Genomic DNA, 23,566 nt, shown 5'->3' with positions numbered 1-23,566 from the left:
ATACAAAGCCTAAAAGATTGTTCGCCCAGCGTCAAAAAAATTAAGATCAACCCCTGTCCGTCATTTCTGGAACCTGACTTTACCTATGCCGACTTCGCCCCTGGTTTTAGTAACTGGCCCTGCTAGTTCCGGCAAAAGTGAATGGGCCGAATCCCTGGCGGATCAAAGTCGCCGCCGCGTCATTTATATTGCCACCGCCCAACGCATCACCACCGACCCGGAATGGGAAGCCAAAATTCAGGCCCATCAACAACGCCGTCCCCCCAATTGGCAACTGTGGGAAATTCCTCAGGATCTTGCCCCAGGCCTGGCTGATGCTCCGGCAGATAGTTGTGTCCTGATTGATTCTCTGGGAACTTGGGTTGCCAATCATTTAACAATCTCCGACCCGGCCTGGGAGAAATTGGTTCAAGAGTTACTGGCCACCTTAAAAGAGTTGCCCGCGATTAAAATCTTGGTGGCGGAAGAAACAGGTTGGGGGGTGATTCCGGCCTATCCCCTAGGCCGCTTATTTCGCCAACGCCTGGGTACATTGACGCGCCACATTGGGATTATTGCCGATGAGGTTTACCTCGTAACCGGTGGCTATGTTCTCCCTCTCCACCATTTGGGAATGCCCCTCGACTCGACCCAACTGTTGATCTAAGGGAATCGAACCCAGGGAATTTTAGTCTGATTCCGGCCCGGCCTGGCGTTTAATGAACCGACAAATCCCGCGTTGGGATTGGGCAATAAACTCAGCTAATTCTTGGACTAGGGGGTCGGCAAACTTGGCCTGGAGGACTGTCAGGGCCTGGGTAATATTTAGCTTTGGGTTGTAAAGCGCCTGGAGGGCTTCTTTGAGGATTTGCCGTTCGGCCAGGGTAAAGCCCGCCCGCTTGAGACCAACGGTATTCAGACCCATGACAGTATTCGTGCTGAGGCTGCGGGTCATACAGAAGGGGGGGACATCTTTTTGGGTGGCCGTTCCCCCGGAGAGCATCGCTAAACGGCCAATGCGGGTAAATTGATGGACTAAGCAGTTCCCACTGATGAAAGCCCGATCCCCTACCTGGACATAGCCCGCTAAGAGGGCATTATTGGCGAGGGTGACTTGATTGCCGATACAGACATTGTGGGCTAGGTGACTGTTGGCCATCAGTAAGCAATGATTTCCCACTAAGGTTTGGCTGTCTGCCCCTGTGCCCCGATGGATAGTCACCCCTTCCCGAATCTGACACTGATCGCCAATCTGGACGTAGCTGCGGGCCCCTTGGTAGGCAAAATCTTGAGGCAAATCACCAATCACGGCCCCACTGTGGATTTGACAGTTTTGGCCAATGGTTGTATGTCCCAGGAGCGTGACATGGGGGCCCAGTACGGTTCCAGGCCCAATTTCAACGGTGGCGGCAACGTAGCAGAAGGGACCAATTTCTACCCCAGGCCCGAGTTTTGCCCCCGATTCGATGATGGCGGTTGGATGAATACCCACAAGTGGCAGGATGACCGATTGCTTTGTGACTGTAAGGCCCTGGGAATACGGCCGTCAATAGAGCATCTCTGGGGTAGGGGTGGGCCTGGCTGAAAATACTCAGTCAACTGGAACTTAGGGCTTCGGTTTAGCCCGTTTAACATCCAGCGCAAACGTCTGCCCCAGGCCCTGGAGAATCCCCCGCCCAATTAGCCCAATCCCCCGCCCAATCACTTGGGTCAAGACATAGACAACTCCCTGACCAATGAAGGCAATGGCTGCGCGCAACGGGGGAGACACGGCATCGCGGGCTTCTAAGGCCAGGGTAACGCCATAGCGCAAGCCCTCTAATTGCTCAAGTTCAGGCGTGCGGGGCAGATAGAGGGAGGTTTTATGGATACCTGTGGCGGAAAGGACTAGCAAACTGACTCGGCTTTCAAAAATCTCTTGGGGTTCAATCACGAGGGTCTGCCAGCGATATTTCCAGGAGAGGGCATTGCGGAACCGTTCCATATCGCGGAAGGACAGGACGCGCCGATCATAAAAAAGCCCCTTGATGGCATCCTCATGGGCAAAGGCATTGAGAAGGGGGTGGATCACCGCATTGGCCATTTGCAGAATTAGATTATCTAAGATTTGACTCAGGTGTGTGAGGGCGGCGGGTGTTCCCCAGGCCTGGAGATTGTTATCAATCATCAAGGGTTGCTGCCACAGTAAATGGGCCATCAATTGATCCACTAGGGGAATTTTCTGGAGAAATTCAACTTCGATGCTGGCCTGGGCCTGGAGCAGGGTTGCCGTAATCTCCTGTTGGCTAGGCAAGGTGGCATAGGGGCCAAAAAACTGCCGGATACTTTGCTGCCAAAGGTCTAACAAAATTTGGGGGCGTTTGTCCTGGAGTTGGGCCATTGTTAGACCAGAGGCTTGCAACGCCGTGAGGATGTCTTCCCATTGCTTCAGGATCACCAGGAGTAATTCCAATCTTTTTTCGGTTTTGAGGATATCTAACTCCAACGGTTCCCCCGTTTGATTGACCAGGCCGGCTTGGCAGCGGGAGACAAATTGATCCAGAAGTTGGGCGGGTAAGGGTGGCGGGGGCGGCGGTGGGGCGGGGGGCGGCGGGATGGGGATGACTCGGCGGGGTTTGGGTAACCAGTTGGCCACAAGGGCCCGCGCGACACGCATTTCCCGCTGGCGACCCTGACAGACCAAACGTTCCAGGCCAGACAGTTGCGGTTGTCCCAGGTGGGTTTGGAGCATAGCCAGCAGAGTATCCATTTCCGTTAACCCCGATTGAATCAGGTGGTACTGCCAACGGGTCAGGAGATTGGGATATTGGGAGCTTAAGCTGGGTTGTGGGGCCTGGAGGGTATAGATTTTTTCACCCAAACGCAACGTATTCACCGCGGCGACAATTTCACTGATGTCACTGCCTTTGGCAATAAAGCCTTCAACTCCCATGGTCTGGGCTGTATCCACAAGACTGACGGCGGCCGGCCCCCCCAGCACGAGGAGAGCAAGTTGGGGATATTGCTGTTTCAATCGTTGCCAGAGCCAAGGAGTAGCCGGATCGTTGAGGGTGAGTTGAGCCTCAAGGATGACTAACTTGACATGACTCCTGACCCCGACTGGGTTTTCTTGCTGCGGTAAAAGTCCCGCCAGTTGGGCCAGGGCCAGTTGGCTATCCCCTGCTTCTGCGACAATCTCCAGGCCGGGAGTCTGGGTTAACCCTGCCCGTAACCCCAAGCGAAAAATTGGATCCGGATCCACCAAAACAATTGGGTAAGCCGAATCGCCTGGAGAAGCCACAGTAGGAGCAACAGAGATCAAAAACTAAACACCTCACCAGGCCCACAGTTGAAAATACAGGCCGCCCATTGGAGATTATGCTATAGCACAGGACACCGGATTAAAGCCAAAACCTCTGAAAAGTGGCTAATTCCCCTTGGCCAATGTGGAGAGGGTGCGGATTAGCTGAGTCTGGTTTTCCTGATCAACAACTTGCTTGGATGTGACTCATTTCTGTTGATCATTTGCTTTTTTCCTGGGGGTTCCAAATTCTTCAATCAGTTCCCTAGCCTTAGTTAATGTTTTGTAATTTTTAGCGCAGCCAGGGAGGATTCTGCCAAAATTTCCTAAGATGGGCCTGGGGAAGCAAGACTCAAGTTGATTCAATCTTCTCTGGCTGCGGGGGACGTACCTTGACCGCCATAGCATGACACTCACTGACCTAATTGGATCAGCACCTAAGCAATAATTGCCGAGCTATTCCCCCTTGATTGACTCCTGTCCAGCCCCAAATGGGTAACACAATATGACCAGCCCATTATCGCCGCCCCTTGCATCTTACTCAAGTCTTCTCCAGGTGGTGAAAACGGCTGTTCAAACGATCACCCCTCAAGCCACCATGCATCAGGCCTTGCAACACATTCAGCGTGACCAAGGCAACTGCTTACCCGTAATTGACCCCATGAATGGGATGTATCGGGGCCTGGTGACCGAGCGGGAACTGGTCAAAGCGATTGCTCACCCCCTACCCTTGGCAGAATTAACCGTAGCTGATGTCATGCGGGATGCCCAGACCCACCTCGACTTGGCAACCCTTGATCAGCCGATGCAGGTCTTGCACGCTTTTCGTCAGTTTCGGTGCAATGCTCTCCCCGTTGTCGATCGTCAAGGACGGTTGCAGGGCATTCTCAATCGTCAAGACTTTCGGAATACCTTAGAACCCACAGATCTCCTGAAGTTGAAGCGGGCTGAGGAAGTGATGGTGTCGGATGTGCGGGTGATTAGCCCAACCCAATCTTTAGCAGAGGCGGCGGCCATCTTGGGAGCTGAAGAGATTAGCTGCTTGGTGGTGGTCAGGGAAGCAGAACCAGATTATCCCCTGGGTATCCTCACGGATCAAGATATTCTTAACCACTATCAACAAACCCCCAACTCTGCGACTCTCCCGATCCAGGCCTGTATGAATGCGCCAGTGATTACCGCCCAAACTCAGGACTCCATTTGGCAGATTCATACTCTCATGGCTCAGCATCAAGTCCGGCGGATTGTGATTGTCAATAAACAGGGAAAGCTGGCCGGCCTGGTCACCCAAAGTAGTATTCTCTGGGCCATTGATAGCCAAGAAGCGGGCTGGATCATTGACTTGCTCCAAATCGAACTCCAGCAGGCCACCAGCGAACTGCGCGCTTCCCTCAGCCAACACCAGGCCTTAACCGCCGCCATTGTCCAACGGGAACTCCAATACAACAAGCTCCTGGGCCAACTGCCTGCAGTCATTTATCAACGCAGTTTGGAGCCGGACTGGAGGTTGATCTATACCAGTGGCTATTGGGAAACTCTCAGCGGTTATCGGCCAGGCATGATTGGAGAAATGGCCTCCCTGATTCTGCCAGAGGACTATGAACGGGCCAAACTCCAAATTCAAAGCGCAATCCTCCAAAAGCAACCCTATGTCGTTGAATATCGCTGCCGCCATCGCAATGGAACCCTAATTTGGATTCAAGACCGGGGCCAGCGGGAACCCGATCAACAAATCCTCAGTGGGATTCTCTTGGATGTCACCGCCCAACGCCGCCAAGAAGAATTACTCCAACGCTATTTGCAACGGGAGTTACTCATCAGCACCATCAGTCAAAATATTCGCCGCTCTCTGGATTTAACCCAGGTGATGCAAAGTGCAGCCGATGATGTCCGCCAAATTCTCCAAACCGACCGGGTATTAGTTTTTCGTCTCTTGCCCAATGGCCTGGGAGTTGTCGAAGTTGAATCCCTGGCCCATACTGAACAATCAATTCTCGGCCGGTTTATTCAGGATCCCTGCTTTTTAGACAACCTCAGTCGCAAACTTACATCGGGCTATACCGCCACCATCAGTGATAGCCACCAGGCCAAGCTGCATCCCTGCCATCGGGAACTTTTACTAAACCTAAATGTCCGGGCGAATTTAGTCGTCTCCATTCACCAAAATGAACGAATTTGGGGGTTACTCATTGCCCATCAATGTCACAGTCCCCGGCTTTGGCTCACAGATGAGATTCTGTTATTACAACGGATTGGTGAAGCCTTAGCCATTGCGGTCAATCAGGCCGAGCTTTATCAACAACTGGCCCAAGCCAATCAAGAACTCCAGCAACTCGTCTATGTGGATGGCTTAACCCAAATTGGGAACCGGCGACAGTTTACGGATCTTTCCTTAGCAGAATGGCGGCGGGCGGCCCGAGAGCAAACCCCCATCAGCCTAGTTTTGGTGGATATTGATTACTTCAAGCTTTACAACGATCACTACGGCCACCAACAGGGAGATGCCATCCTCTATCGGATTGCCCAACAATTGGCGGCGGGGTTACAACGGCCGGGAGACTTGGCCACGCGTTATGGCGGCGAGGAATTTGCCCTGATCTTGCCAGATACTCCAGAGGCCGGGGCGATCCAAGTGGTTGAACAAATCCAAGAAGCAATTGTAACCCTAGCCATTCCCCACGCCGCTAGTCCAATTACCCCCCATCTCACCCTCAGTTTTGGCATCGCAACCCTGATTCCCCAACCCACCCAGGCCCTCGACCTCTTACTGACGGCGGCGGATCAGGCCCTCTATCAAGCTAAGGCCCAAGGACGTAACACCTATCGTATCCACAGCCCGACTACAGTGGATATCCAAGGCCAGCCAGCCCCCCATCCAGCCCAAAAACTGGAATAGTCTGCCCCAGTCTTGTCTGAAAAACCATGCTACGTTCTAACCACATAACTTTCTAAGTGTAATGGTGTGAGCGGGACAAGGGACGGGCAATGACGATCGTGACTGACTCTATCGGGATCAATAATCCCCAAGAATTAGCCCAAGTCTTGAGCCAAATCTTTGCCCCCCAAGCAATAACCGCTCGCATTGCTTATCAACCCCATCGGTGGCGAATTTTATTAGAAGCACCGGAGCCTCCGGATCGCCGCCAATCCTTGCAGACGTTACAAACGTTTTTTCAAAAGGTTGCCCTCCCACCAGGCCTGGAAGTATATGGACGAGAAATGGGAGAAAAAGCACCGGCCTGGGGGGTTCGTATTCAGCCAAAATTAGCCGCCCCCAATGTCTTAAGTCCAGTTAAAAACCCAGGCAGTCCAGAAGGAATACCCGCAGAGTCAGCCAACCCGACAGATTTTGACCATCCCCTCACCACAACTACCCGAAAGTTTGAGCACTATTCTGGGGTTGGGCCATTTGTTTCCAGCTTAGGTCTCTTATTTGCCCTTGCCACTGGTTTGTGGTGGTTATCCCCGATAACCTGGATTCAGCGGGCACCTACGGCAAGTTCGACTCAAATTCGTGATCTAATCACTGCCATTGCATCTGATGTTAATCGCCGTTATCCACTCCCATCCTCTCAGGTTGATCTAGTCCCGCCGCCCCTATTTCGGGGGAAAATGATCAATCAAGTTAGCTTACCACCGGAGTATAAAGTTGTTGCGCTCACCTTTGACGATGGCCCAGATCGCCGCCAAACCCTACAAGTCCTAAGCATCCTCAAGGCACACAAGGCTAAGGCCACATTTTTTGTGATTGGCCGCAGCGTTCAGAAGTACCCCAACATTGCCGCCAAAATTGTTGAGGAGGGGCATATCATTGCTAACCACAGTTGGTCTCATCGGTATCAGCAATTTTCACCCCAAGAGGCCGCTAGAGAATTTCAACGGACTGATCAAATCATCCATGAAGTGACAGGAGTTAAGAATTACTGGTTTCGCCCGCCAGGGGGCCGCCTCAACAATGGCCTGGTGGAATATGCCAAAACCCAGAAACTACCCATCATCATGTGGTCAGTGGATCCGCGGGATTGGCAACCGGGGCGTTCTGCTACTCAAATTAAAGCGTCTGTCCTCCAGCAAACCCGGCCTGGCAGCATTGTTCTCCTCCACGATGGTGGTGGCCCCAGACAAGGGATGATTCAAGTCCTACCAGGGGTGCTAACGGCCCTGAAAAAACAAGGCTATCAATTTGTGACGGTTCCCCAACTGCTGCGCTTAAAACAGGAGAGTCTCCACCCTACTCCCCCACCCCAGGCCTGGCTTGGTTTAGGCTCTATAGCCCAATTAACCGCTGCCCAGGCCCAACTCAGTCAAAAACAGGCCACCTTGCCTCAAGCCCTTGTGAATGCCTCTCCACTGGCCATTAATGAACGGGAGCAGTTAGCCGCCCAGTACCAAATTATCCAAGGGGCCACAAGCTGGGTTAGCCAACGCCTGAGTCTGGAACAACAAGCCAAAGGGGGCTGGAATCAAGCTCTCAAGTTTGGGCAGCAGGCTGTGGTGGCTGGACAAGCTGGGCAATTTGACCAGGCCCATGAGCACTGGCAGCAAGCAATCAGCACTCTGCAAGCCATTCCCCGTCAATCCTTTCTGTTCCCCGAGACCCAAGCTAAAACCCAAGACTATCAACGTCGGTTACAAGGTATTCAGCACCAACGGGAACAGCAGCAATCCCAGTTTTGAAGTTCCCTCGCCAAGCGGGCTAGTCTGAGCGACAATGCCGCCGTCAGTTTATGCCGTCCCGATAGGCAATGCTACACACTCCGGGGTGATGTTGTGCCAGATAGTGCCGCCAGTCTGATTAAACTTCCCTTAGCAGTTGTTGCTTTACATTGGGTCCTAGAATAATACCGAAGATGCCTCGATCATCCGGGTTGGGCAAAGTTATCCCCTCAAAACCGTGATTGGTGAAATGATTAGCCGCAGTAGTAATTGCCCCCAATCCACTCATGGATACCTTAGGCTGGGATTATATCAACCGAGTCATGCAGGGGTATGGATTCAAGACCATTAAAATTTATTCAAAATTGGTTGGACAAAGTCGGCAGCCTGCGAACCTAGGGCGACAATCCAACGGTAGCAGTATGCGGGAACTAAGCCAGTTGATGGGCAAAATCTACCAAAATCAACTATCCCAGGCCCCGTTCCTCCAGACAGTCCTGGCCCAACAAACTGACCGAGATATTAGCTTTAAGGCGTTAGAAAAGACCCAGTCCCAGTGGCTCGGGGAAAAAACAGGACAAAATTCCTTGGTCTTGGGGACGGTCTTGGCCTTCAAAGTTAAGGGGCAAATTTATACCCTAGCCATTATGGATCGCAATCAAGTAGGCCTATCCGCGCTACAAAATGCGATTCGCAACATCGTCAGCTATGCCACGACCCACAATCTCCTTTCCCAGAACAGCTAATTCTTGTGGTAACTGTCAAGGGGCAGATTTGCAACAATCCCTTATAATCATCATGATACGAGGTGACTTAGGAGTATCTGCGGGAGAAAAACATGGATGAACTCAGGGCAGCCCTCGAGTTAGCCACGGAGCAGGAACTCCAAGAGTTGACTGAAATTCTATTCCAACGCAAACTAAATCCCTGGGATTACTTTCATACCCCCGACCCGATTACCGTCCAAGCCCAAGATCGCCAGGCCTGGTTAGATACGATTGAACAACGATTCCGCTTTCTCGCCGCCGATGGCATGACGGTTCTCAAAGGCCAAAGCCAAACGATCAGTTATCGGCAAACCTTAATGCGCGTCTGTCGGTATCTCAAGATTCCCTTTCGCCCCAGTTGGACAACCCCAGAATTGGAATCAGAAATTTTTCTTGCCCTCTTGCAGCGGATGTGGGCCAAACTCCCAGACCAAGACCGTCAAGTGATGAGTAGGGAAGTCCAAAAGTCCTTGCCCCAACTGGCCCAGCACCCAGACTTTACTCTCCAGAATATTCGCCTGTTACTGGAAGGCAGTGCAGCCATTGCCATGAGTTCGCTGATGCGGCGGTTAATTGTCCAACAGGTCACACGCCAATTTGCCCTCCAACTCACCGGCCAGCAATTTGCCCGGGGACTCTTTTCTGCCCAGGGGGCCGCTTTAGGGATAACTCGCTTTGCCGTTGCCCGCAGTGCCCTGGTTTGCTTTAGTACCGCCCTTTGGATTTGGTTCATTGCGGATCTCGGATGGCGGGCCATTGCAACCAATTATGGGCGGATTATTCCGACAATTTTTACCATTGCCCAAATTCGCTTGACCCGTGGGGAAGAGTGGCTACCGGCCTATTAGGGAACTTTTACCCAGGTTTTTAAGTTCTCGTGACTCGATCCAGTCTGCGTCCTGTCAGCCCCAATGAGTGACCCTTGATGGCAGATTTACCCTCCCTCTTCCAGGCCATTGATCGGGCAGTTGATACTAGTAGCTCTCGTTACGGACGACTCTTAAACTGGCAAAACTTTGCAGATCCCGTTTGGCATTATGGCATTGGCTTATCCGATGAATACATTTTCGATACGGGTTTAGGAATTTGTGTCTTTAGCCGACGCGATGCCAGGCCCGTGCTGGGGATTGAGGAGATTGCCTTTCCTGCCGACATCACCATTGCCCGCCTCAAACAGGCCTTAATTGTGTTTCAGGATTGGCGATATAACCTCTTGGCCTGGAATTGCGAACATTTAGCCCGCTTAATTGCCACCAATCAACCCCGCTGTTATCAAAGTCAACCTCTCTGGTGGCTCTCCGGTCTCACTCCAGCGGGGGATCATCCTAATGCCCAGCAACTTTTAACAGAGCATCTTAATCGAGTTGGACAATCACAATTAACCCGACCATAACCTTAAGCAAACCGATCCCGAATTAAAGAAGAGTGGAAAAGATAGCCAGTTGCTGCCAAATCTAGGGTCGTAGAGCTTGGCTCGTTCGTAGAAATGCTGTGGATTTTCTGTTTTACTCCTCTTTTGTCAAAAAGCCTAAAGTTCATGCTCTGATGGCGGTTCTGGTTCTTGGAGATGTCTATGGAAGAGGAAGAATCCTTATCTATAAATTAAGGCCAAAAACTTTGACTGATAGCGTTACGCAGACTGTTCTGAGAGAGTAGAAATCTTAAAAAGACTGCCCGTAAAGCATTTTCTGACTTGTCCCAATAGGAGGACTAAATGAGTAGTGCTATATAGTAAACAGTAATTATTTATGAGAACGTACTATACATACTTAGATGAGAAGAATGGAGAACAAAATGACTTAAAAACAGTTCAAACGGCCATTTTATAATTTTAAATATCTTCAATAAGTGACACACTTTCCTTAAGAAGTTTTTAACTTGCAGCCACACTGCTTCAATCGGATTTTGTTCCGGTGCGTATGGAGCTAATTTGATGCAGTAAATCAGCCATTCTTGTTCTGGCTTATCTCCATTGACTTGATGTAAATTTTTACGAGAATCATCCCTGTTATGATATGATTCACCATCCCAAATCACCATAATTTTCTGATTGGGATTAATCGCCTTTATTGCTTTGATAAATTGAATGGTATTCTGACTATTTCCACTCGAATAAGGCTTCACAATTAGGCGACCTGTGACATAGTTAATTGCACCATAATAGGTTTGCCTGTCCTTTATATTCTTGATGGGAACCTTTATTATTTCGTTCGTTTTACCCCAAGCGTATCCACAAATATCCCCTGAAACAAGATGACACTGATCCACGCAGTAGACAACGGTTTTTCCTGGTTCAATTGAAACTCGATTAGCTTCTAAATACTGACAAATCTCTTTTTTTAAGGCGACTTTCTCTGGGTCTTTCAAGGGATGAGTGACCTGGGCTTTTTGCCAAGATAGACCCGCTTCATGTAATAAATTATAATAGCTAGACTTTGCAGAGTAGACAATGTTAAATGTATCTAAAATATACGCTTCTAACTCTTCAAGATTCCAATAATTCTGTTGTTTTAGCCACTGAATGACCTGTTGTTTTTCTAAATCCGATAAATATAAAGTCTTGCCTTTATAGCCCAGTTTTAATGCATTAACACCTGATAATAAAAAAGCTTGCTTCCATTTCGTATAGACTGAAAGTTGTGCGTAGCAAAATCCTGATGAAACTTGAAGAATATTCATAATCTGCTGATGCGTAAATCCCTCTAGCGTCATCTTTACTGCTAGAGCATGCTTAGTCTCTCTTGAATCTAGGCAAGTATCAATAAATTGGTTGAGTTCATCAATAAGACCATCCAAATCATACTCTAATTATCTCATGTCTAAAAACGGATTGCTATAACCAAGTTGCATCCCTCGTCAAGCAGATTATTGCTCAGGTAAAAGTGTCCGGAGCCCAATGATAGAACCAAGTTATTCCCAAAATATTAAAACTCCACTGTCCTTACCTCAATAGGGCTTTTGCAAATGGCTGAGTTCTAACTTCTGACTAACAGAGATGCACCCTTGAACGGCAACGGGTTGAAGTCCCCTCGCAAGAGTGCAAGACTCGCCATTTTTTAGAATGGAAAGCAATTCTTCGGATAGGAAGCCTCACTGCCTTCGGCAGGGTAGCTCACTATGGCAGAACCCATATCCCCTATTGATCATAGATTCTTGGAGATATCTATTAGTAACCATAAACAGAAGCATGATTTTGGGTTGCGTATCAGTAATTATTTGTGCTCCGGTTCGTAGATGCTCGCTACCACGCCTGAGCTAAACGTCTGCGATTTGAGAAGCACTAGACGTAAAGTAGCTCCCTCTTTAAACAGACGTTTGCCTGCGCCCACAACCACCGGATAGATTAGTAGCCGATAGTAGTCAACTAGATCATACTGCATGAGCGTGTTTACCAACATAGCACTGCCATAGACCAGAATGTCCCGACCTTCTTGGTGCTTGAGTTTGATGATTTCCTCCACAATATTTTCTTTGATTAGCGTTGAGTTATTCCATTCCAAGCGATCCAAAGTTTTTGAAATGACGTATTTTGCGACATTGTTCATGTAGTCTGCCCCTTCATCTTTGCTATTAGGCCAGGCCGCTGCGAATCCTTGATAAGTCACACGTCCCATTAGCAAAACGTCACTGGTATCTTGCTCATCGCCTTTAAAATTTGCAATCTCATCATTCCAATACGGAGCAGACCAAACAGGGTCTTCTACAACACCATCGAGTGATAGGAATTCAGTAACAATAATTTTTCGCATAATATTATCCTTCTACTGCTTACTGTGTATAGAAAAACCATAGGTGCAGCAAAAGGACAATGTCTTGGAAAAAAACGCAAGCTATTCAGCCAGGATTTGTTTGAGCAACTTGAGCCGGTGTTTTACCAACGAAGCGCTTCAGCGAATGGTTCAGATGTGCTTGGTCAAAATAACCTAGCTTAAAGACCACGTCAACAATGGGTGTACCTTGCTCAAGCAGTGAGACAGCACTATGGGCACGTTCAATCTGTTGAATCGTCTTACGAGATAAACCGGTTGCCTGCAAGAAGCGGTACTGTAAAGAGCGGATCGACAGGTCAGGGATTTGGCCCTGAATGACTGTCTCAATTACTGGATCACGGACAAGTATGCCTTGATGGATAAGCCTGTTCATAAATACGTCGGCGTTGTCAAACGTTGGGATTTCCCATGCAGATCCATGCAGCCAGAATGAACCACTTGATGATTCAGGAAAGATCACATCTTGTCTATCCAGAAGAGTTTTTACTGGGAGATGGGGCATGAACGTGCCAAGCTTAAAGGTGATGCCAAAAAACTCAGTGTCGGCCGGAAAATCAGCTTCTGAGGCTTTGGTTTCTGGCCCCCGCGCAATAATCCTAGTCTTGCTATCGATGGTTGTTATCACCATTTCCCAGTTGCTAGCTGCAACCGATATAAAAGTACCAGTACTATTGGTGTGGGTCTGCCAAAACATTTCGACAAAAGGCGAGTTTGTTGACCTTGTGTTAAAAGCAAATTTCATCTAACCATTTTCGATAGCATCACTCTCATGTTCTAAGATTACCGATAAACCCAGGCCCCGCTAGAACCACCCCAGCAACTGTTCTACCCTTGAGCCGATATGATCAGGGTAGAGGAATCAGGGAGCATGGGTCTAACGATGTCGCAACTGTCCAGGGACTTTCAAGATCACTTTGATGTCGTTATTGTTGGGGCGGGTCATGCCGGCTGTGAGGCGGCTCTGGCTTCGGCGCGCTTAGGCTGTAAAACCCTGTTATTAACCCTCAACCTGGATAAAATTGCTTGGCAACCCTGCAATCCGGCGGTGGGCGGGCCGGCTAAATCTCAACTCGTCCATGAAGCGGATGCCTTGGGCGGTGAAATTGGGCGGATGACGGATCGCACCTATCTGCAAAAGCGTTTACTGAATAATTCTCGCGGGCCAGCGGTCTGGGCCTTAAGGGCACAAACTGATAAACGGGAATATGCCGCCTTGATGAAGCAGATTGTCGAAAACCAACCTAACCTCTTAGTCCGCGAGGGGATGGTGACGGATCTAGTCCTTGGCCCCAATGATGAAATTCAGGGCGTTCAAACCTATTTTGGGGTTGCCTTTAGTTGCCAGGCCCTAGTCTTGACAACCGGCACCTTTCTCGGCGGGCGGATTTGGGTTGGGAATAAATCTATGGCCGCAGGCCGGGCCGGGGAATTTGCCGCTGAAGGACTGACGGAAACCCTAAAAAATTTGGGCTTTGAAGTGGGGCGATTAAAAACGGGAACGCCAGCCCGAGTGGATAAACGCTCAGTCAACTATGACTTCATGGAACCCCAACCCCCGGATGAGGATCTACGCTGGTTTAGTTTTGATCCCCAGGCCTGGACAGAGCGGGAACAACTCAATTGCTATCTCACCCACACCACCGAAAAAACCCATCAACTCATCCGGGACAATCTGCACTTAACGCCGGTCTATGGGGGGTGGGTTGAGGCCAAAGGGCCCCGCTACTGTCCGAGTATTGAAGACAAAATTGTTCGCTTTGCCGACAAGACCAGCCATCAAATTTTCATTGAACCAGAAGGGCGAGATACCCCCGAGCTTTATATTCAAGGCTTTTCCACCGGACTACCCGAAAATTTGCAACTAGAGCTTTTGCGGACATTACCTGGCCTGGAACACTGCATCATGCTACGGCCGGCCTATGCGGTGGAATATGACTATTTGCCTGCAACCCAGTGCTACCCAACCTTGATGACGAAAAAAATTAATGGCCTGTTTTGTGCCGGACAAATTAATGGGACAACGGGCTATGAGGAAGCAGCGGCCCAGGGATTAGTGGCTGGGATCAATGCGGCCCGCCTCGTCCAAGGTCAAGACCCGGTGATTTTGCCACGGGAGCAGAGCTACATTGGGACTTTAATTGATGATCTGTGTACGAAAGACTTGCGGGAACCCTACCGGATGTTAACCAGCCGCTCGGAATATCGGTTAATTTTGCGCTCAGATAATGCCGATCAACGCTTAACTCCCCTCGGTAGAGAGATTGGTTTAATTGATGATCGCCGCTGGGGCATTTATCAAACCAAACAAGCCCAAATGGAGGCCGAAACCCAACGCCTCGAACAAACCCGGATCAAAGCCCAAAGCCCTGAGGGACAAGCGATTACCCAGGCCACCGGATCAGCCATTAAAGGTTCGATGACCTTAGCGGAACTTTTGCGGCGTTCTGGATTTCACTATCAAGATTTAGAACAGTATGGCCTGGGAGAGCCAAGCTTAGATGTGGCAGTGAAAGAAGGGGTAGAAATTGCAATTAAATATGCCGGATACATTGAACGCCAACAACGGCAAATTGATCATGTGGCCCGGCAAGCCAACCGGAAGCTGCCCCCAGATTTGGACTATAACCAGATTGCCACCCTAGCTAAAGAGTCACGAGAAAAATTAATGCAGGTGCGGCCCCTGACCATTGGCCAGGCCAGTCGGATTGGTGGTGTTAACCCAGCGGATATTAATGCTCTCTTGTTGTACTTAGAACTGAGGGTCGCTCGCAAAGAACTGGTTTTGTCATGAGAGTCTCTAGGGTTAGCCTTCCAGGAGCAAACTTGTTACCCTAAAGGCCTCAACTGAGCCGCAAAGCTAAGGAGCCGCAGCGTTCTAACTGTGATTGTGAATTTTTCCACTCATCGGTAAATCTTATGGCATCCCCCTCCAAACAAGAACATTCTCCAGCCTCCCAGGCCTGGGACTTGGGCCGCTTTACCCAAACCTTAGCTTTTTTTGAAACCCTCCCCTTTATTGGCAATCTCAGTCAGTGGCAGGCCTGGTTGGCTCCCTTTTTACCCCCAGAACTACAGCCCATATCGAATAAGCCCCAATCCACCGTCTTAGTCCTTGGCGCAACGGGCAATCTTGGGCGGCGGGTCGTGAAATTATTACTAGAGCAGCAGTATCACGTCAAAGCCTTTGTCCGCAACCCAGCCCGAGCCAGGGATATTTTGGCCATTTCAACTCTACCCCCAGGCCAAAAAGATCGCTTAACCCTAGTGGTGGGAGATGTGACCCAGGCCGAGAGTTTACCTACTGATTTATTGACCGGTGTGGATGCCGTCATTTCCTGCTTAGGGGCAATTGTTCGTCCGGTCAGTCCTGAAAACCGGGAAGCCAATTACGCCGAAGGCACAACCTATTATGAGCCAGCCGTTATTGAAGCCACCCCCGAACAAGTGGAATACCAAGGCATTCAAAATCTCCTTAAGTTAGCCCAGCCACATTTTCAGGCCAATTCTGGGCAACGGATTATTTTTGATTTTTGTCCGCCCAATCAAGCCACTGCCCAACTCTGGGGAGCCTTAGATGATGTGGTTATGGGCGGTGTGAGTCAAAGTGGCTTACGGATATTAACCACCTCGGCGCTATTTACGGGTGTGGTTTCCACTGCCAATTCTGGCGGGTTTGCTTCCATCAGAACGAAGAACATCCAACCTCCCTTCGATTTAAGTTGCTTTCAGGGCATCCAGTTACGGGTCAAGGGAGATGGGCAACGCTATAAATTTTTGCTCAGGAGTTCCCCGGCCTGGGATGGAGTCGGTTACGCCTTTTCCTTTGATACAGTGGCCGATCAGTGGCAAACGATTCAAATTCCTTTTCAGCAATTAACTCCAGTTTTGCGGGCTAAACGCAACCCCACTGCACCTGCCTTTGACCCCAAAACGGTTTATTCCCTCCAACTCATGCTCAGTAAATTTGAATATGATGGCGCGCTCAATCCTCACTTTCAGCCCGGCCCCTTTGCCCTTGAACTTGAAACCATCAGCGCTTATCTGGATCATCACCCTCTCCCCCGCTGGATTATGGTTAGTTCGGCTGGAGCCACCCGGCCGGGAACCCCTGAAGCAGCCACCGATCCCCGCCCGATTGTGCGCCTAAGTGATCAACTGGGTGGGATTTTGACCTGGAAATTCCGGGGTGAAGAATTGATTCGCCAGAGTGGAATTCCCTATACCATTATTCGCCCCACGGCCCTGACTGAATCTAGCGGACAAGAACCCCTGATCATGGCCCAAGGGGATACCCTAGCGGGAAAAGTCAGTCGTGAGGATGTGGCTCAACTCTGTGTCCAGGCCTTGCAATGGCCAAGTGCGACCCAAAAAACCTTAGAAATTGCCGCCGGAGATGGTGGGATTGTGCCTCAGGACTGGGGGCGGGGCCTGGAGTTACTCAAAGCCGATTAGTCAGTTGTGCAACTGGCCCCCTGTTGGCGGGGATGAACCGCAATTTCCCAACCAGCAGCGGCTAAACAGTCCTGAACCGAGGTTGTTTCAATGCCCAGGCCCAGAGTTCTAACCGCAGCAATTGCCCCTTCTCCCCAGAGTGTAGCCCCCAACAGGCGCTGATTGGCGTTCACGACAATTTGTCCATAACCCAATCCAAAATGTTCTGCCTGAACCGGATAGGCATAAATCCCCTGTGAAAATGCTCTTTGCGCCTTTTGGAAATGCCAACCAATCCGAGCAATAGGGACTGGGGAGGCCAACCACCAAGGCAGAGTTTTGTAGTTGAGGGGCTGTTGCTGGGGCCGTGCGATCAACCCTTGGATTAAATACTTGACTTCTGCCACCGTGATCATCGGGAGGTCATAGCCCCCTAACCAAGACCCACAGGCATAGATTTGCGGCTCTGCGGTTTGGAGATGGGAATTCACGTTAATTGCACCGGCCACCGTTGTCAGCCCTGAGAGATGGAGATTAGCTAGGCCTTGAGGTACACCTTCTAGAGTCGTAGTCAGATTCAGGCAGGGGCCAGCAGGGGGTGAACAGTTGCGATCTTCCAAGTCGGCCCCTAACCAATCAAGCACCAGGGGATCCTCATCGGGCAAAAGCTGCTCTAAGTCTCCTCCCCAGGCCAAGGGAATATCCAACTGCCGACAAAGCTTGAGTAAAACTAAATCTGCCAGCTGCGTCCCAGGGACATCCACCCATAGGGGAGGGGAATCCGCCAGAGTTTTGAGGATTGTCCCAGGGGTTCGGTCGGGTTGATTACCGGGGGAGGCAAGCGGGCGATCAACCAAAATAAAGGCAGGGGCCTGGAGATGATCCCCACCAACCACAAACTCCACCTGCTGGGTGCGCGGAATTTTTTGGAAATACCCTGGGCTAGGAATCACATCCACCCCGGCCTGGGCCAATGCCCCGAGGGAATAGCGATCCTGACAGCGACTTAAATAGCCCTGAATCCAGAGGTGTTTTTGGCTTGGGGCCAGGAATGTGGGCAACTTGGTGAGGGCAAGGTTTAAGTAATCAAACTCCAACTGCCCCCTAGACTCAATCACTAAGCCAACCCGGCAGACCGTGGCAGCCCAAATTGCCCCCTGGACGGCCGCCAAAGAGTCACCAATAATCACTAAATCGTAGCTCCAGCACACAGGCCCCATCCTTCCATCCGTCAAAAATTAAAGACAAAGCAATCCAGCTTAACTCACACAGAGGAGCTAAGTTCACCTAGACGGGGGAAGACCCTCATCGCTGTAATGGGGCAAAGTATAGACAGTGGTAAGCTAAAGACCGCTTCACCATTGACTCCCTAAGTGCTTTGAGAAAATAGATTTTATGTTAGCGAGCCTTATGCCCCGAATTCAACCTAGCTTTGCAGTCGGTGAAACCCTGTATTTTCGCTCGGAACCCTTTGTAATTGCGGCCCTACGCCAAGAGGTTGTTCTCGTTAAGTCGCTGCAACGGCAAGAATTATGCTGGGTTGTGCCGCAGCAGGATTTACTCAAATACTTTCGTCGTGCCGTTAGTCAGTAATCTTGCTCAACACCCATATCCCAACTTCCTTTTTCAGGCTTTACGGTTGTTGATCAGCTGACCAGGCCTTGGAGAATCTTCCCCACCTGGTTAAGCCAAATTAATAATTCCTGTTCACTTAATTTTTCGGGAACCGGGCCAAGCACCAATAACACCTTCCCTGGATCCTCTCCAGTGTGCAAACTCCAGGCCTGGGCTAATTCCTGATCAGTAACAATCTGTTGATGTCCTGACCAGGCCCCCCGTAAGCCTAATTTCTCGGCTAGTTCTTGTCGGCAGCGTTGACTCAGTTGGGCCTGGACAAAATCATGATGCTGGGCTTGGTGGAGGACTCCCGAAAGGGCTTGAATATATTGCTCACTATTGGCCTGGGTCGGTTCATGGGCTTGAATTAAGGGCCCGAGGCGATGATTTTTACCCCAGAGCAGGATCAATCCGAGCACTATGGCCTGGATCAGCACTAGCAGCCAAGGAGTCCGGCGTAAATAGTCCCAGATACTGCCATAGCTATTCTGAGATGAATCTTCACTGTCTTTAATCCGATACCCATGTAACCATTCATCAAACCAAATTTTCTCACCCTTGGCCTGGGCCAGTGCGGCAAAATAAGCAAAGTTCGCCGAATTTAAACCACTGTAGGCATTAGCCACTAACCACGGATAGACTCCAAAAATTTTTCCCCCGGCCTTTGTTTTGACCGACCAGGCCACCGCTCCAGCATCATCTCCTAAAACTGTTATGGCAGGGCCGAGATCAACGTTTTCTGACTCATCAGCCACATTCATCCGCCGCCTTGTATCCACTGCCACAGGCCCTTGGGGAGTGCTCAAGCGGGTTTGGGAAGTTGGACTTCTAACTGTTCCTCCCCAGGTAAAGCGAATTAGCGTATTCCCTTGAGCCAGCCATTTTTCAATATCCGGATCTAAACTCCAGGGGTCTTGCCAGCGCTGTTGATCGGTAATTTGGAAGAGAACTTGATTGCGACCAGAGAGGTTTTTGTAAGCCCGTTGCCAGCGTTGGACTGAGCTAGTTTGCGTTCCCTGCTCCTGGAGATACTGAAAAAATTCACGACTGCCCCAGGGGGAGCGATCCAAACTTGAGCCTGCTTTTCCTGATGGAGCCAGGGCCATAATCATCAGGGCGACTACTAACAAAACCCCCAGGCCAAACAACCAGACAAAAATCTGGCGAGAGGCGTTTTTAGGGCGGGGTAGATTAGCAGCTTGGCTCATTGGCAAGTGAAAGTTAAGGCTGAGTTTAGAACACCCTCAGGACTGGCCTGGAAACGAGAGGCAATTCACCCCCCCAAAAACTCCCAGGCCCCGCACTCTCAACCTTAGCTCACCAGGCCATCGCCTTTGGTCAAAAATTCCTTCAGAAACCAACGATGTTTTTGGTGGACTTGGACAAGGCGAGTATAAAGATCCGCTGTGCCAATATCACCGGCCGCGGTGGCAACTTCAGCATCTACGTGCATTTCCCCAATGATCAATTCATGGGTGGCAATGGCCTCACTGAGCATCGCTTTCGGGTTCAACTCCCCTTGGGACGGGCTGACGGTGGCGGCGGGAATATAGTCGGCCGGATCCGCAATGGGTTGACCATCCAACATCAAACTGCGCTCAGCCAATTCATCCAAGCTGGCAAAGACTTCACCCCCCTGTTCTTCAAATAACAAATGTAAATCCCGAAAGAGGGGGCCAAAGGTGAGCCAATGATATTTTTTGTAGTTGAGGTAAGCAACCAAAGCATTGGCCTGTTGACGATTGAGGGTGGCAACCACAGCGTTGTCAGGTTTAGTCAGGGTAGCGACCATAGCAGTTCTCCTTAAAGTTCAAATCTTCAGTAACAATGCCCGTTAAATCTGTCCTCACCTAATTCTATGGGAGTAGCGCAATAGTTCATGGGGGCCTGGGGCAAAGGACACAACCTGAGGACAAGACTCCATGACGCACTTCTTAATCATAGTCGTTATGACTTTATATAGCAAGATTAACAAAGAGCAAACCCAGGCACTCCAATAATCTTCTAGGCCAGGCCTTGGGACATCCGCCGTTCTAAATAGCGTGCCAATAAGGACAGAGGATAGCAGAGGCTGAGGTAGAACAAGGCTCCTAAGACATAGACAAACAGCTTTGTATCTCCATTGGTAATAGGGTTAGCAAAGGAATTGGTCATGTTTTGCAACTCTGGCACACCGATGACTGAAAGTAAGGCGCAATCTTGGATCAGGGTAATAAAATTATTCGTAAAGGGAGGAATGATGAGGGCTAAACCTTGAGGAATAATAATTCTGCCCATGGTTTGGCGGCCGGTCATCCCTAAACTTAAGCCAGCTTCTGTTTGTCCTTTATCAATGGTGGTAATCCCAGAGCGGAACACTTCTGTCAGATAAGCTCCATAGTTAAACCCCAGGCCAATGATCCCGTAAAAAATAAAGTTAAACAGGGGCGAGACCAGGCTATTGCTCTGTAACAGGGTCATGACATTAAAGGCAATTTGCCGCGGATCAAAGCCCAACTGGGAGAGTAGGCCACCAACACCAAACCCCCAAATCAACATCTGGACGAGAGTGGGTGTGCCGCGAATAAATTCCACATAGACCGTGGCGATGGCTTGGGGGATGTTTCGGCCTGATAGCTTACCCCAGGCCCCGAGCGCGCCCAAAAGTACCGCCAAAATCATGCTGCAAATTGAAATGAGAATTGTGGTGATTGTCGCTCGGAGGAGAAATGGGCCATAGAGGGCAATGGTTTGTCGAAATCTAAATAAATAGGTGGCAAAGGCAATGACCCCCAGGCCAATCACAAGAAAAAAAATCCAGTTGGCAATCCTGACCCAGGCCGGAGTAGTAGGGCTATAAGGGTTTGGGAAAGAGGCAGGGGCTTGTACCGTCATAGGCGCACCGGACAGCAGAGGGAAAAATTTTCTCGACTCTAGCATAATCTGACTGCCTGACCAAGAATTACGCGAGCAGAGACTCCAGGCCTAATCTGACTCCTGTAGAATCGTGATCATTATGCTGCGATTTGTTAAGCATTTGCCGCTCAAGCCAGTCCCCCAAACCGTTTCTTGGTGAGATTCTCTATGGCCCCCTTGTTCCGAAATCGCTTCTGTCGTTGGCTTTGTTTTCTCCTCCTGGGGATGAGCTTGACCCTACTACCCAGTTGCTTCGGGCCACCGCCGACCACCGGGCCACAGATTGAATTTTGGACGATGCAACTGAAGCCCAAGTTTACGGACTACTTCAATCAACTCATTGCTACCTTTGAACAAGATCATCCGGGGGTGAAGGTGCGCTGGGTAGATGTACCTTGGACGGCAATGCAAAGCAAAATTCTCACGGCGGTTTCTGCCCGAACGGCCCCGGATGTGGTGAATCTCAATCCAGATTTTGCTTCCCAATTGGCCGCCCGCAAGGCCTGGTTAGACCTGAATGGCCGGGTGACGGCGGCCCAGCAAGCAGAATATCTGCCCAAGATTTGGGATGCATTAACCCTGAATGGGCAAAGTTTTGGGCTGCCCTGGTACTTAACCTCTCGGATTACGATTTCTAACCAAGAACTGTTGACCCAGGCCGGGATTAGCCAACCGCCCCAAACCTTTGCGGAATTAGCCCAGGCCGCCCGTCAAATCAAAGCCAAAACGGGGAAATATGCCTTCTTTATTACCGTTGTTCCTGAAGATTCGGCTGAATTGATGGAGTCTTTAGTGCAGATGGGCGTGGAGTTGGTGGATAGTCAGGGCAAAGCTGCGTTTAATAGTCCGGCCGGTCAAGCCGCAGTCCAGTTTTGGGTGGATCTCTATCAGCAGGATCTATTGCCACCCCAGATTCTCACGGAAGGCCATCGCCAGGGTATTGAACTATACCAGGCCGGGCAAACGGCGATCCTCCTCTCTAGTCCTGAATTCTTGAATACGGTCGAAATTAACGCCCCCAGCATTGCCAAAGTCTCGGTCAGCAGTCCCCAAATTACGGGTGAGACGGGCAAAAAAAATGTCGCCGCCATGAATCTGGTCATCCCCAAAGACACAAAAGAGCCGGAATTAGCCGTCAAGTTTGCCCTCTTTGTGACCAATAATCAAAATCAACTGGACTTTGCCAAAGCGGCCAATGTTTTACCCTCTACAGTGGCGGCCCTAGAGGATCCCTATTTCACCAATTTGCCGGCCGCTGCCACTCCAATTCAAATAGCCAGGGCCGTCAGCGCTAAACAGATGAACCAAGCCGCGATCTTAATTCCGGCCGTTAAGGATGTGAAGCAACTGCAAAAAGCTCTTTACGAAAATATCCAAGCTGCGATGCTCAAGCAAAAAACGGTCGAGCAAGCCCTAGCCGATGCAGCCCAGGCCTGGGACAGTCGCGTTAGTGCCTCTTGAATCTTGAAGACCTAAGGGCTTTTGGGCGGTGGTGATGGTTTGATCAGATCTGGCTCCACCTGAAAATAAGCCTCTCGGCATTGGGCCATGGTTTCTGGGGAAATATCTTGACCACCATAATAAAGCCGGGAATGGGTTTGAAAAAGTTGTTGGATCGGTTGCCGTAAGCGGGGGGGATGTTGCCCTAAGGCCCAAGCTACCTCGAGATCCCGCCAATATTCACCATTTGTGAAAAATTCACCCCGATTCAACCAATTCCCGGCCCGCAAGCGCAAAATTAAGGCCATGTAATAGGCTCGACAAGCAGTACCATAGTCCTCTTGGGCTTGGGACGCCTGGGCCTGGCGTAACCACGCTTGAACCGATTGGGAACTCATCACAGAAAGCAAATCTCCGGTGGGGGAGGTAGCCTGCTGCTTTGGCCATTTTCGCCACAACCACTGCCCTAGACGAACAAGAACGACTCCCAACACTAGCCCCACTAACAACACCGCCAGCAATTTGGCCAAGGGTTCAAGCCAGTTGAGGTCAGTTTGAAAGTCGGATTGGGGCGCACTCAGAAATTGCTCCCACCAATAGGCTAAGGTTTCTGTGGTTTGTCGCCATTGTTGATCCAGTTCCCAGCGGGCCTGATCAGGGAGGTTAAGAGCCAAATTTGTCACCTTCTCAGCAGCTTAGTTTTAGATACCCCCACCAGGCCTGGGACTGTA

At 50.2% G+C, this 23,566-nt stretch carries 20 protein-coding genes; 10 read left to right on the top strand and 10 right to left on the bottom strand.

Going from position 1 to position 23,566, the window contains the following annotated elements; genetic code table 11:
• Positions 1 to 85: 85 nt before the first annotated feature.
• A complete protein-coding gene (cobU, locus tag RIF25_RS03425; RefSeq protein WP_322877157.1) occupies positions 86 to 646 on the top strand; it encodes a bifunctional adenosylcobinamide kinase/adenosylcobinamide-phosphate guanylyltransferase in 561 nt (186 codons plus the stop codon).
• 21 nt (positions 647 to 667) lie between these two features.
• On the opposite strand, the gene lpxA is transcribed toward cobU, so the two are convergent.
• Entirely contained in the window at positions 668 to 1,471 is an 804-nt protein-coding gene (gene lpxA, locus RIF25_RS03420; protein ID WP_322877156.1) for an acyl-ACP--UDP-N-acetylglucosamine O-acyltransferase, read from the bottom strand.
• A gap of 114 nt (positions 1,472 to 1,585) precedes the next feature.
• Positions 1,586 to 3,280 carry a DUF3685 domain-containing protein gene (locus tag RIF25_RS03415; protein WP_322877155.1) on the bottom strand — a complete coding sequence of 565 codons (1,695 nt, stop codon included), beginning with the start codon at positions 3,278 to 3,280 and terminating at the stop codon, positions 1,586 to 1,588.
• 484 nt (positions 3,281 to 3,764) lie between these two features.
• Between RIF25_RS03415 and RIF25_RS03410 the strand changes: the two genes are divergently transcribed.
• The 5 genes from RIF25_RS03410 to RIF25_RS03390 all read left to right on the top strand — a co-directional run bounded on the left by RIF25_RS03410 (position 3,765) and on the right by RIF25_RS03390 (position 10,075).
• Positions 3,765 to 6,155: a diguanylate cyclase domain-containing protein gene (locus RIF25_RS03410; RefSeq protein ID WP_322877154.1), complete on the top strand. Its 2,391-nt coding sequence runs from the start codon at positions 3,765 to 3,767 to the stop codon at positions 6,153 to 6,155.
• Positions 6,156 to 6,244: 89 nt separating this feature from the next.
• Positions 6,245 to 7,936 (top strand): polysaccharide deacetylase family protein, encoded by a 1,692-nt coding sequence (locus tag RIF25_RS03405; RefSeq protein WP_322877153.1) that lies wholly within the window; start codon positions 6,245 to 6,247, stop codon positions 7,934 to 7,936.
• A gap of 248 nt (positions 7,937 to 8,184) precedes the next feature.
• Positions 8,185 to 8,661, top strand: coding sequence for a serine hydrolase (locus RIF25_RS03400; protein ID WP_322877375.1), 477 nt, complete (start codon positions 8,185 to 8,187; stop codon positions 8,659 to 8,661).
• A 92-nt stretch (positions 8,662 to 8,753) separates the two neighbouring features.
• Positions 8,754 to 9,530, top strand: a complete 777-nt coding sequence (locus RIF25_RS03395; RefSeq protein ID WP_322877152.1) for a YaaW family protein — start codon at positions 8,754 to 8,756, stop codon at positions 9,528 to 9,530.
• 77 nt (positions 9,531 to 9,607) lie between these two features.
• Positions 9,608 to 10,075: a hypothetical protein gene (locus RIF25_RS03390; RefSeq protein ID WP_322877151.1), complete on the top strand. Its 468-nt coding sequence runs from the start codon at positions 9,608 to 9,610 to the stop codon at positions 10,073 to 10,075.
• 353 nt (positions 10,076 to 10,428) lie between these two features.
• On the opposite strand, the gene RIF25_RS03385 is transcribed toward RIF25_RS03390, so the two are convergent.
• From RIF25_RS03385 to RIF25_RS03375, 3 genes are all read right to left on the bottom strand, one after another.
• Positions 10,429 to 11,466, bottom strand: a complete 1,038-nt coding sequence (locus tag RIF25_RS03385) for an IS630 family transposase (protein WP_407682318.1) — start codon at positions 11,464 to 11,466, stop codon at positions 10,429 to 10,431.
• 428 nt (positions 11,467 to 11,894) lie between these two features.
• Complete coding sequence (locus RIF25_RS03380) at positions 11,895 to 12,431, bottom strand: dihydrofolate reductase family protein (RefSeq protein ID WP_322877149.1); 537 nt, start codon at positions 12,429 to 12,431, stop codon at positions 11,895 to 11,897.
• A gap of 85 nt (positions 12,432 to 12,516) precedes the next feature.
• A complete protein-coding gene (locus tag RIF25_RS03375) occupies positions 12,517 to 13,194 on the bottom strand; it encodes a helix-turn-helix domain-containing protein (RefSeq protein WP_322877148.1) in 678 nt (225 codons plus the stop codon).
• Between the two features lie 138 nt (positions 13,195 to 13,332).
• Between RIF25_RS03375 and mnmG the strand changes: the two genes are divergently transcribed.
• Both mnmG and RIF25_RS03365 read left to right on the top strand, forming a co-directional pair.
• Entirely contained in the window at positions 13,333 to 15,243 is a 1,911-nt protein-coding gene (mnmG, locus tag RIF25_RS03370) for a tRNA uridine-5-carboxymethylaminomethyl(34) synthesis enzyme MnmG (protein ID WP_322877147.1), read from the top strand.
• Between the two features lie 125 nt (positions 15,244 to 15,368).
• Positions 15,369 to 16,904, top strand: a complete 1,536-nt coding sequence (locus RIF25_RS03365; protein ID WP_322877146.1) for a CIA30 family protein — start codon at positions 15,369 to 15,371, stop codon at positions 16,902 to 16,904.
• On the opposite strand, the gene RIF25_RS03360 is transcribed toward RIF25_RS03365, so the two are convergent.
• Positions 16,901 to 18,103 (bottom strand): hypothetical protein, encoded by a 1,203-nt coding sequence (locus RIF25_RS03360; protein WP_322877145.1) that lies wholly within the window; start codon positions 18,101 to 18,103, stop codon positions 16,901 to 16,903. The two genes, RIF25_RS03365 and RIF25_RS03360, sit on opposite strands and share 4 nt — an antisense overlap.
• 190 nt (positions 18,104 to 18,293) lie before the next feature.
• Between RIF25_RS03360 and RIF25_RS03355 the strand changes: the two genes are divergently transcribed.
• Complete coding sequence (locus RIF25_RS03355) at positions 18,294 to 18,476, top strand: hypothetical protein (protein WP_322877144.1); 183 nt, start codon at positions 18,294 to 18,296, stop codon at positions 18,474 to 18,476.
• Positions 18,477 to 18,529: 53 nt separating this feature from the next.
• Here the strand turns inward: RIF25_RS03355 and RIF25_RS03350 are convergent, their stop codons facing one another.
• From RIF25_RS03350 to RIF25_RS03340, 3 genes are all read right to left on the bottom strand, one after another.
• On the bottom strand, positions 18,530 to 19,708 hold the full coding sequence (locus RIF25_RS03350) for a DUF4350 domain-containing protein (RefSeq protein WP_322877143.1): 1,179 nt from the start codon (positions 19,706 to 19,708) through the stop codon (positions 18,530 to 18,532).
• A gap of 104 nt (positions 19,709 to 19,812) precedes the next feature.
• A complete protein-coding gene (locus RIF25_RS03345) occupies positions 19,813 to 20,292 on the bottom strand; it encodes a Dps family protein (protein ID WP_322877142.1) in 480 nt (159 codons plus the stop codon).
• 212 nt (positions 20,293 to 20,504) lie between these two features.
• A complete protein-coding gene (locus RIF25_RS03340) occupies positions 20,505 to 21,374 on the bottom strand; it encodes an amino acid ABC transporter permease (protein ID WP_322877141.1) in 870 nt (289 codons plus the stop codon).
• Between the two features lie 189 nt (positions 21,375 to 21,563).
• Between RIF25_RS03340 and RIF25_RS03335 the strand changes: the two genes are divergently transcribed.
• Entirely contained in the window at positions 21,564 to 22,856 is a 1,293-nt protein-coding gene (locus tag RIF25_RS03335) for an ABC transporter substrate-binding protein (protein WP_322877140.1), read from the top strand.
• An 11-nt stretch (positions 22,857 to 22,867) separates the two neighbouring features.
• On the opposite strand, the gene RIF25_RS03330 is transcribed toward RIF25_RS03335, so the two are convergent.
• Complete coding sequence (locus RIF25_RS03330) at positions 22,868 to 23,509, bottom strand: DUF4129 domain-containing protein (RefSeq protein WP_322877139.1); 642 nt, start codon at positions 23,507 to 23,509, stop codon at positions 22,868 to 22,870.
• Between the last annotated feature and the right edge of the window lie 57 nt (positions 23,510 to 23,566).

The sequence above is a fragment of the Pseudocalidococcus azoricus BACA0444 genome (assembly GCF_031729055.1).
GTDB lineage: Bacteria > Cyanobacteriota > Cyanobacteriia > Thermosynechococcales > Thermosynechococcaceae > Pseudocalidococcus > Pseudocalidococcus azoricus.
The sequence above is the reverse complement of the archived record's forward strand: the minus strand, read 5'-3'. Positions and strand labels throughout refer to the sequence as shown.

What these genes read in the sequence shown, in the direction of transcription:
- RIF25_RS03375 (WP_322877148.1), bottom strand. Translation starts at nt 13,194, where the DNA reads ATGAAATTTGCTTTTAACACAAGGTCAACAAACTCGCCTTTTGTCGAA.
- RIF25_RS03380 (WP_322877149.1), bottom strand. Translation starts at nt 12,431, where the DNA reads ATGCGAAAAATTATTGTTACTGAATTCCTATCACTCGATGGTGTTGTA.
- RIF25_RS03405 (WP_322877153.1), top strand. Translation starts at nt 6,245, where the DNA reads ATGACGATCGTGACTGACTCTATCGGGATCAATAATCCCCAAGAATTA.
- RIF25_RS03390 (WP_322877151.1), top strand. Translation starts at nt 9,608, where the DNA reads ATGGCAGATTTACCCTCCCTCTTCCAGGCCATTGATCGGGCAGTTGAT.
- RIF25_RS03335 (WP_322877140.1), top strand. Translation starts at nt 21,564, where the DNA reads ATGGCCCCCTTGTTCCGAAATCGCTTCTGTCGTTGGCTTTGTTTTCTC.
- RIF25_RS03360 (WP_322877145.1), bottom strand. Translation starts at nt 18,103, where the DNA reads ATGGGGCCTGTGTGCTGGAGCTACGATTTAGTGATTATTGGTGACTCT.
- mnmG (WP_322877147.1), top strand. Translation starts at nt 13,333, where the DNA reads ATGTCGCAACTGTCCAGGGACTTTCAAGATCACTTTGATGTCGTTATT.
- RIF25_RS03365 (WP_322877146.1), top strand. Translation starts at nt 15,369, where the DNA reads ATGGCATCCCCCTCCAAACAAGAACATTCTCCAGCCTCCCAGGCCTGG.
- RIF25_RS03345 (WP_322877142.1), bottom strand. Translation starts at nt 20,292, where the DNA reads ATGGTCGCTACCCTGACTAAACCTGACAACGCTGTGGTTGCCACCCTC.
- RIF25_RS03350 (WP_322877143.1), bottom strand. Translation starts at nt 19,708, where the DNA reads ATGAGCCAAGCTGCTAATCTACCCCGCCCTAAAAACGCCTCTCGCCAG.
- RIF25_RS03410 (WP_322877154.1), top strand. Translation starts at nt 3,765, where the DNA reads ATGACCAGCCCATTATCGCCGCCCCTTGCATCTTACTCAAGTCTTCTC.
- RIF25_RS03340 (WP_322877141.1), bottom strand. Translation starts at nt 21,374, where the DNA reads ATGACGGTACAAGCCCCTGCCTCTTTCCCAAACCCTTATAGCCCTACT.
- RIF25_RS03355 (WP_322877144.1), top strand. Translation starts at nt 18,294, where the DNA reads ATGCCCCGAATTCAACCTAGCTTTGCAGTCGGTGAAACCCTGTATTTT.
- cobU (WP_322877157.1), top strand. Translation starts at nt 86, where the DNA reads ATGCCGACTTCGCCCCTGGTTTTAGTAACTGGCCCTGCTAGTTCCGGC.
- RIF25_RS03395 (WP_322877152.1), top strand. Translation starts at nt 8,754, where the DNA reads ATGGATGAACTCAGGGCAGCCCTCGAGTTAGCCACGGAGCAGGAACTC.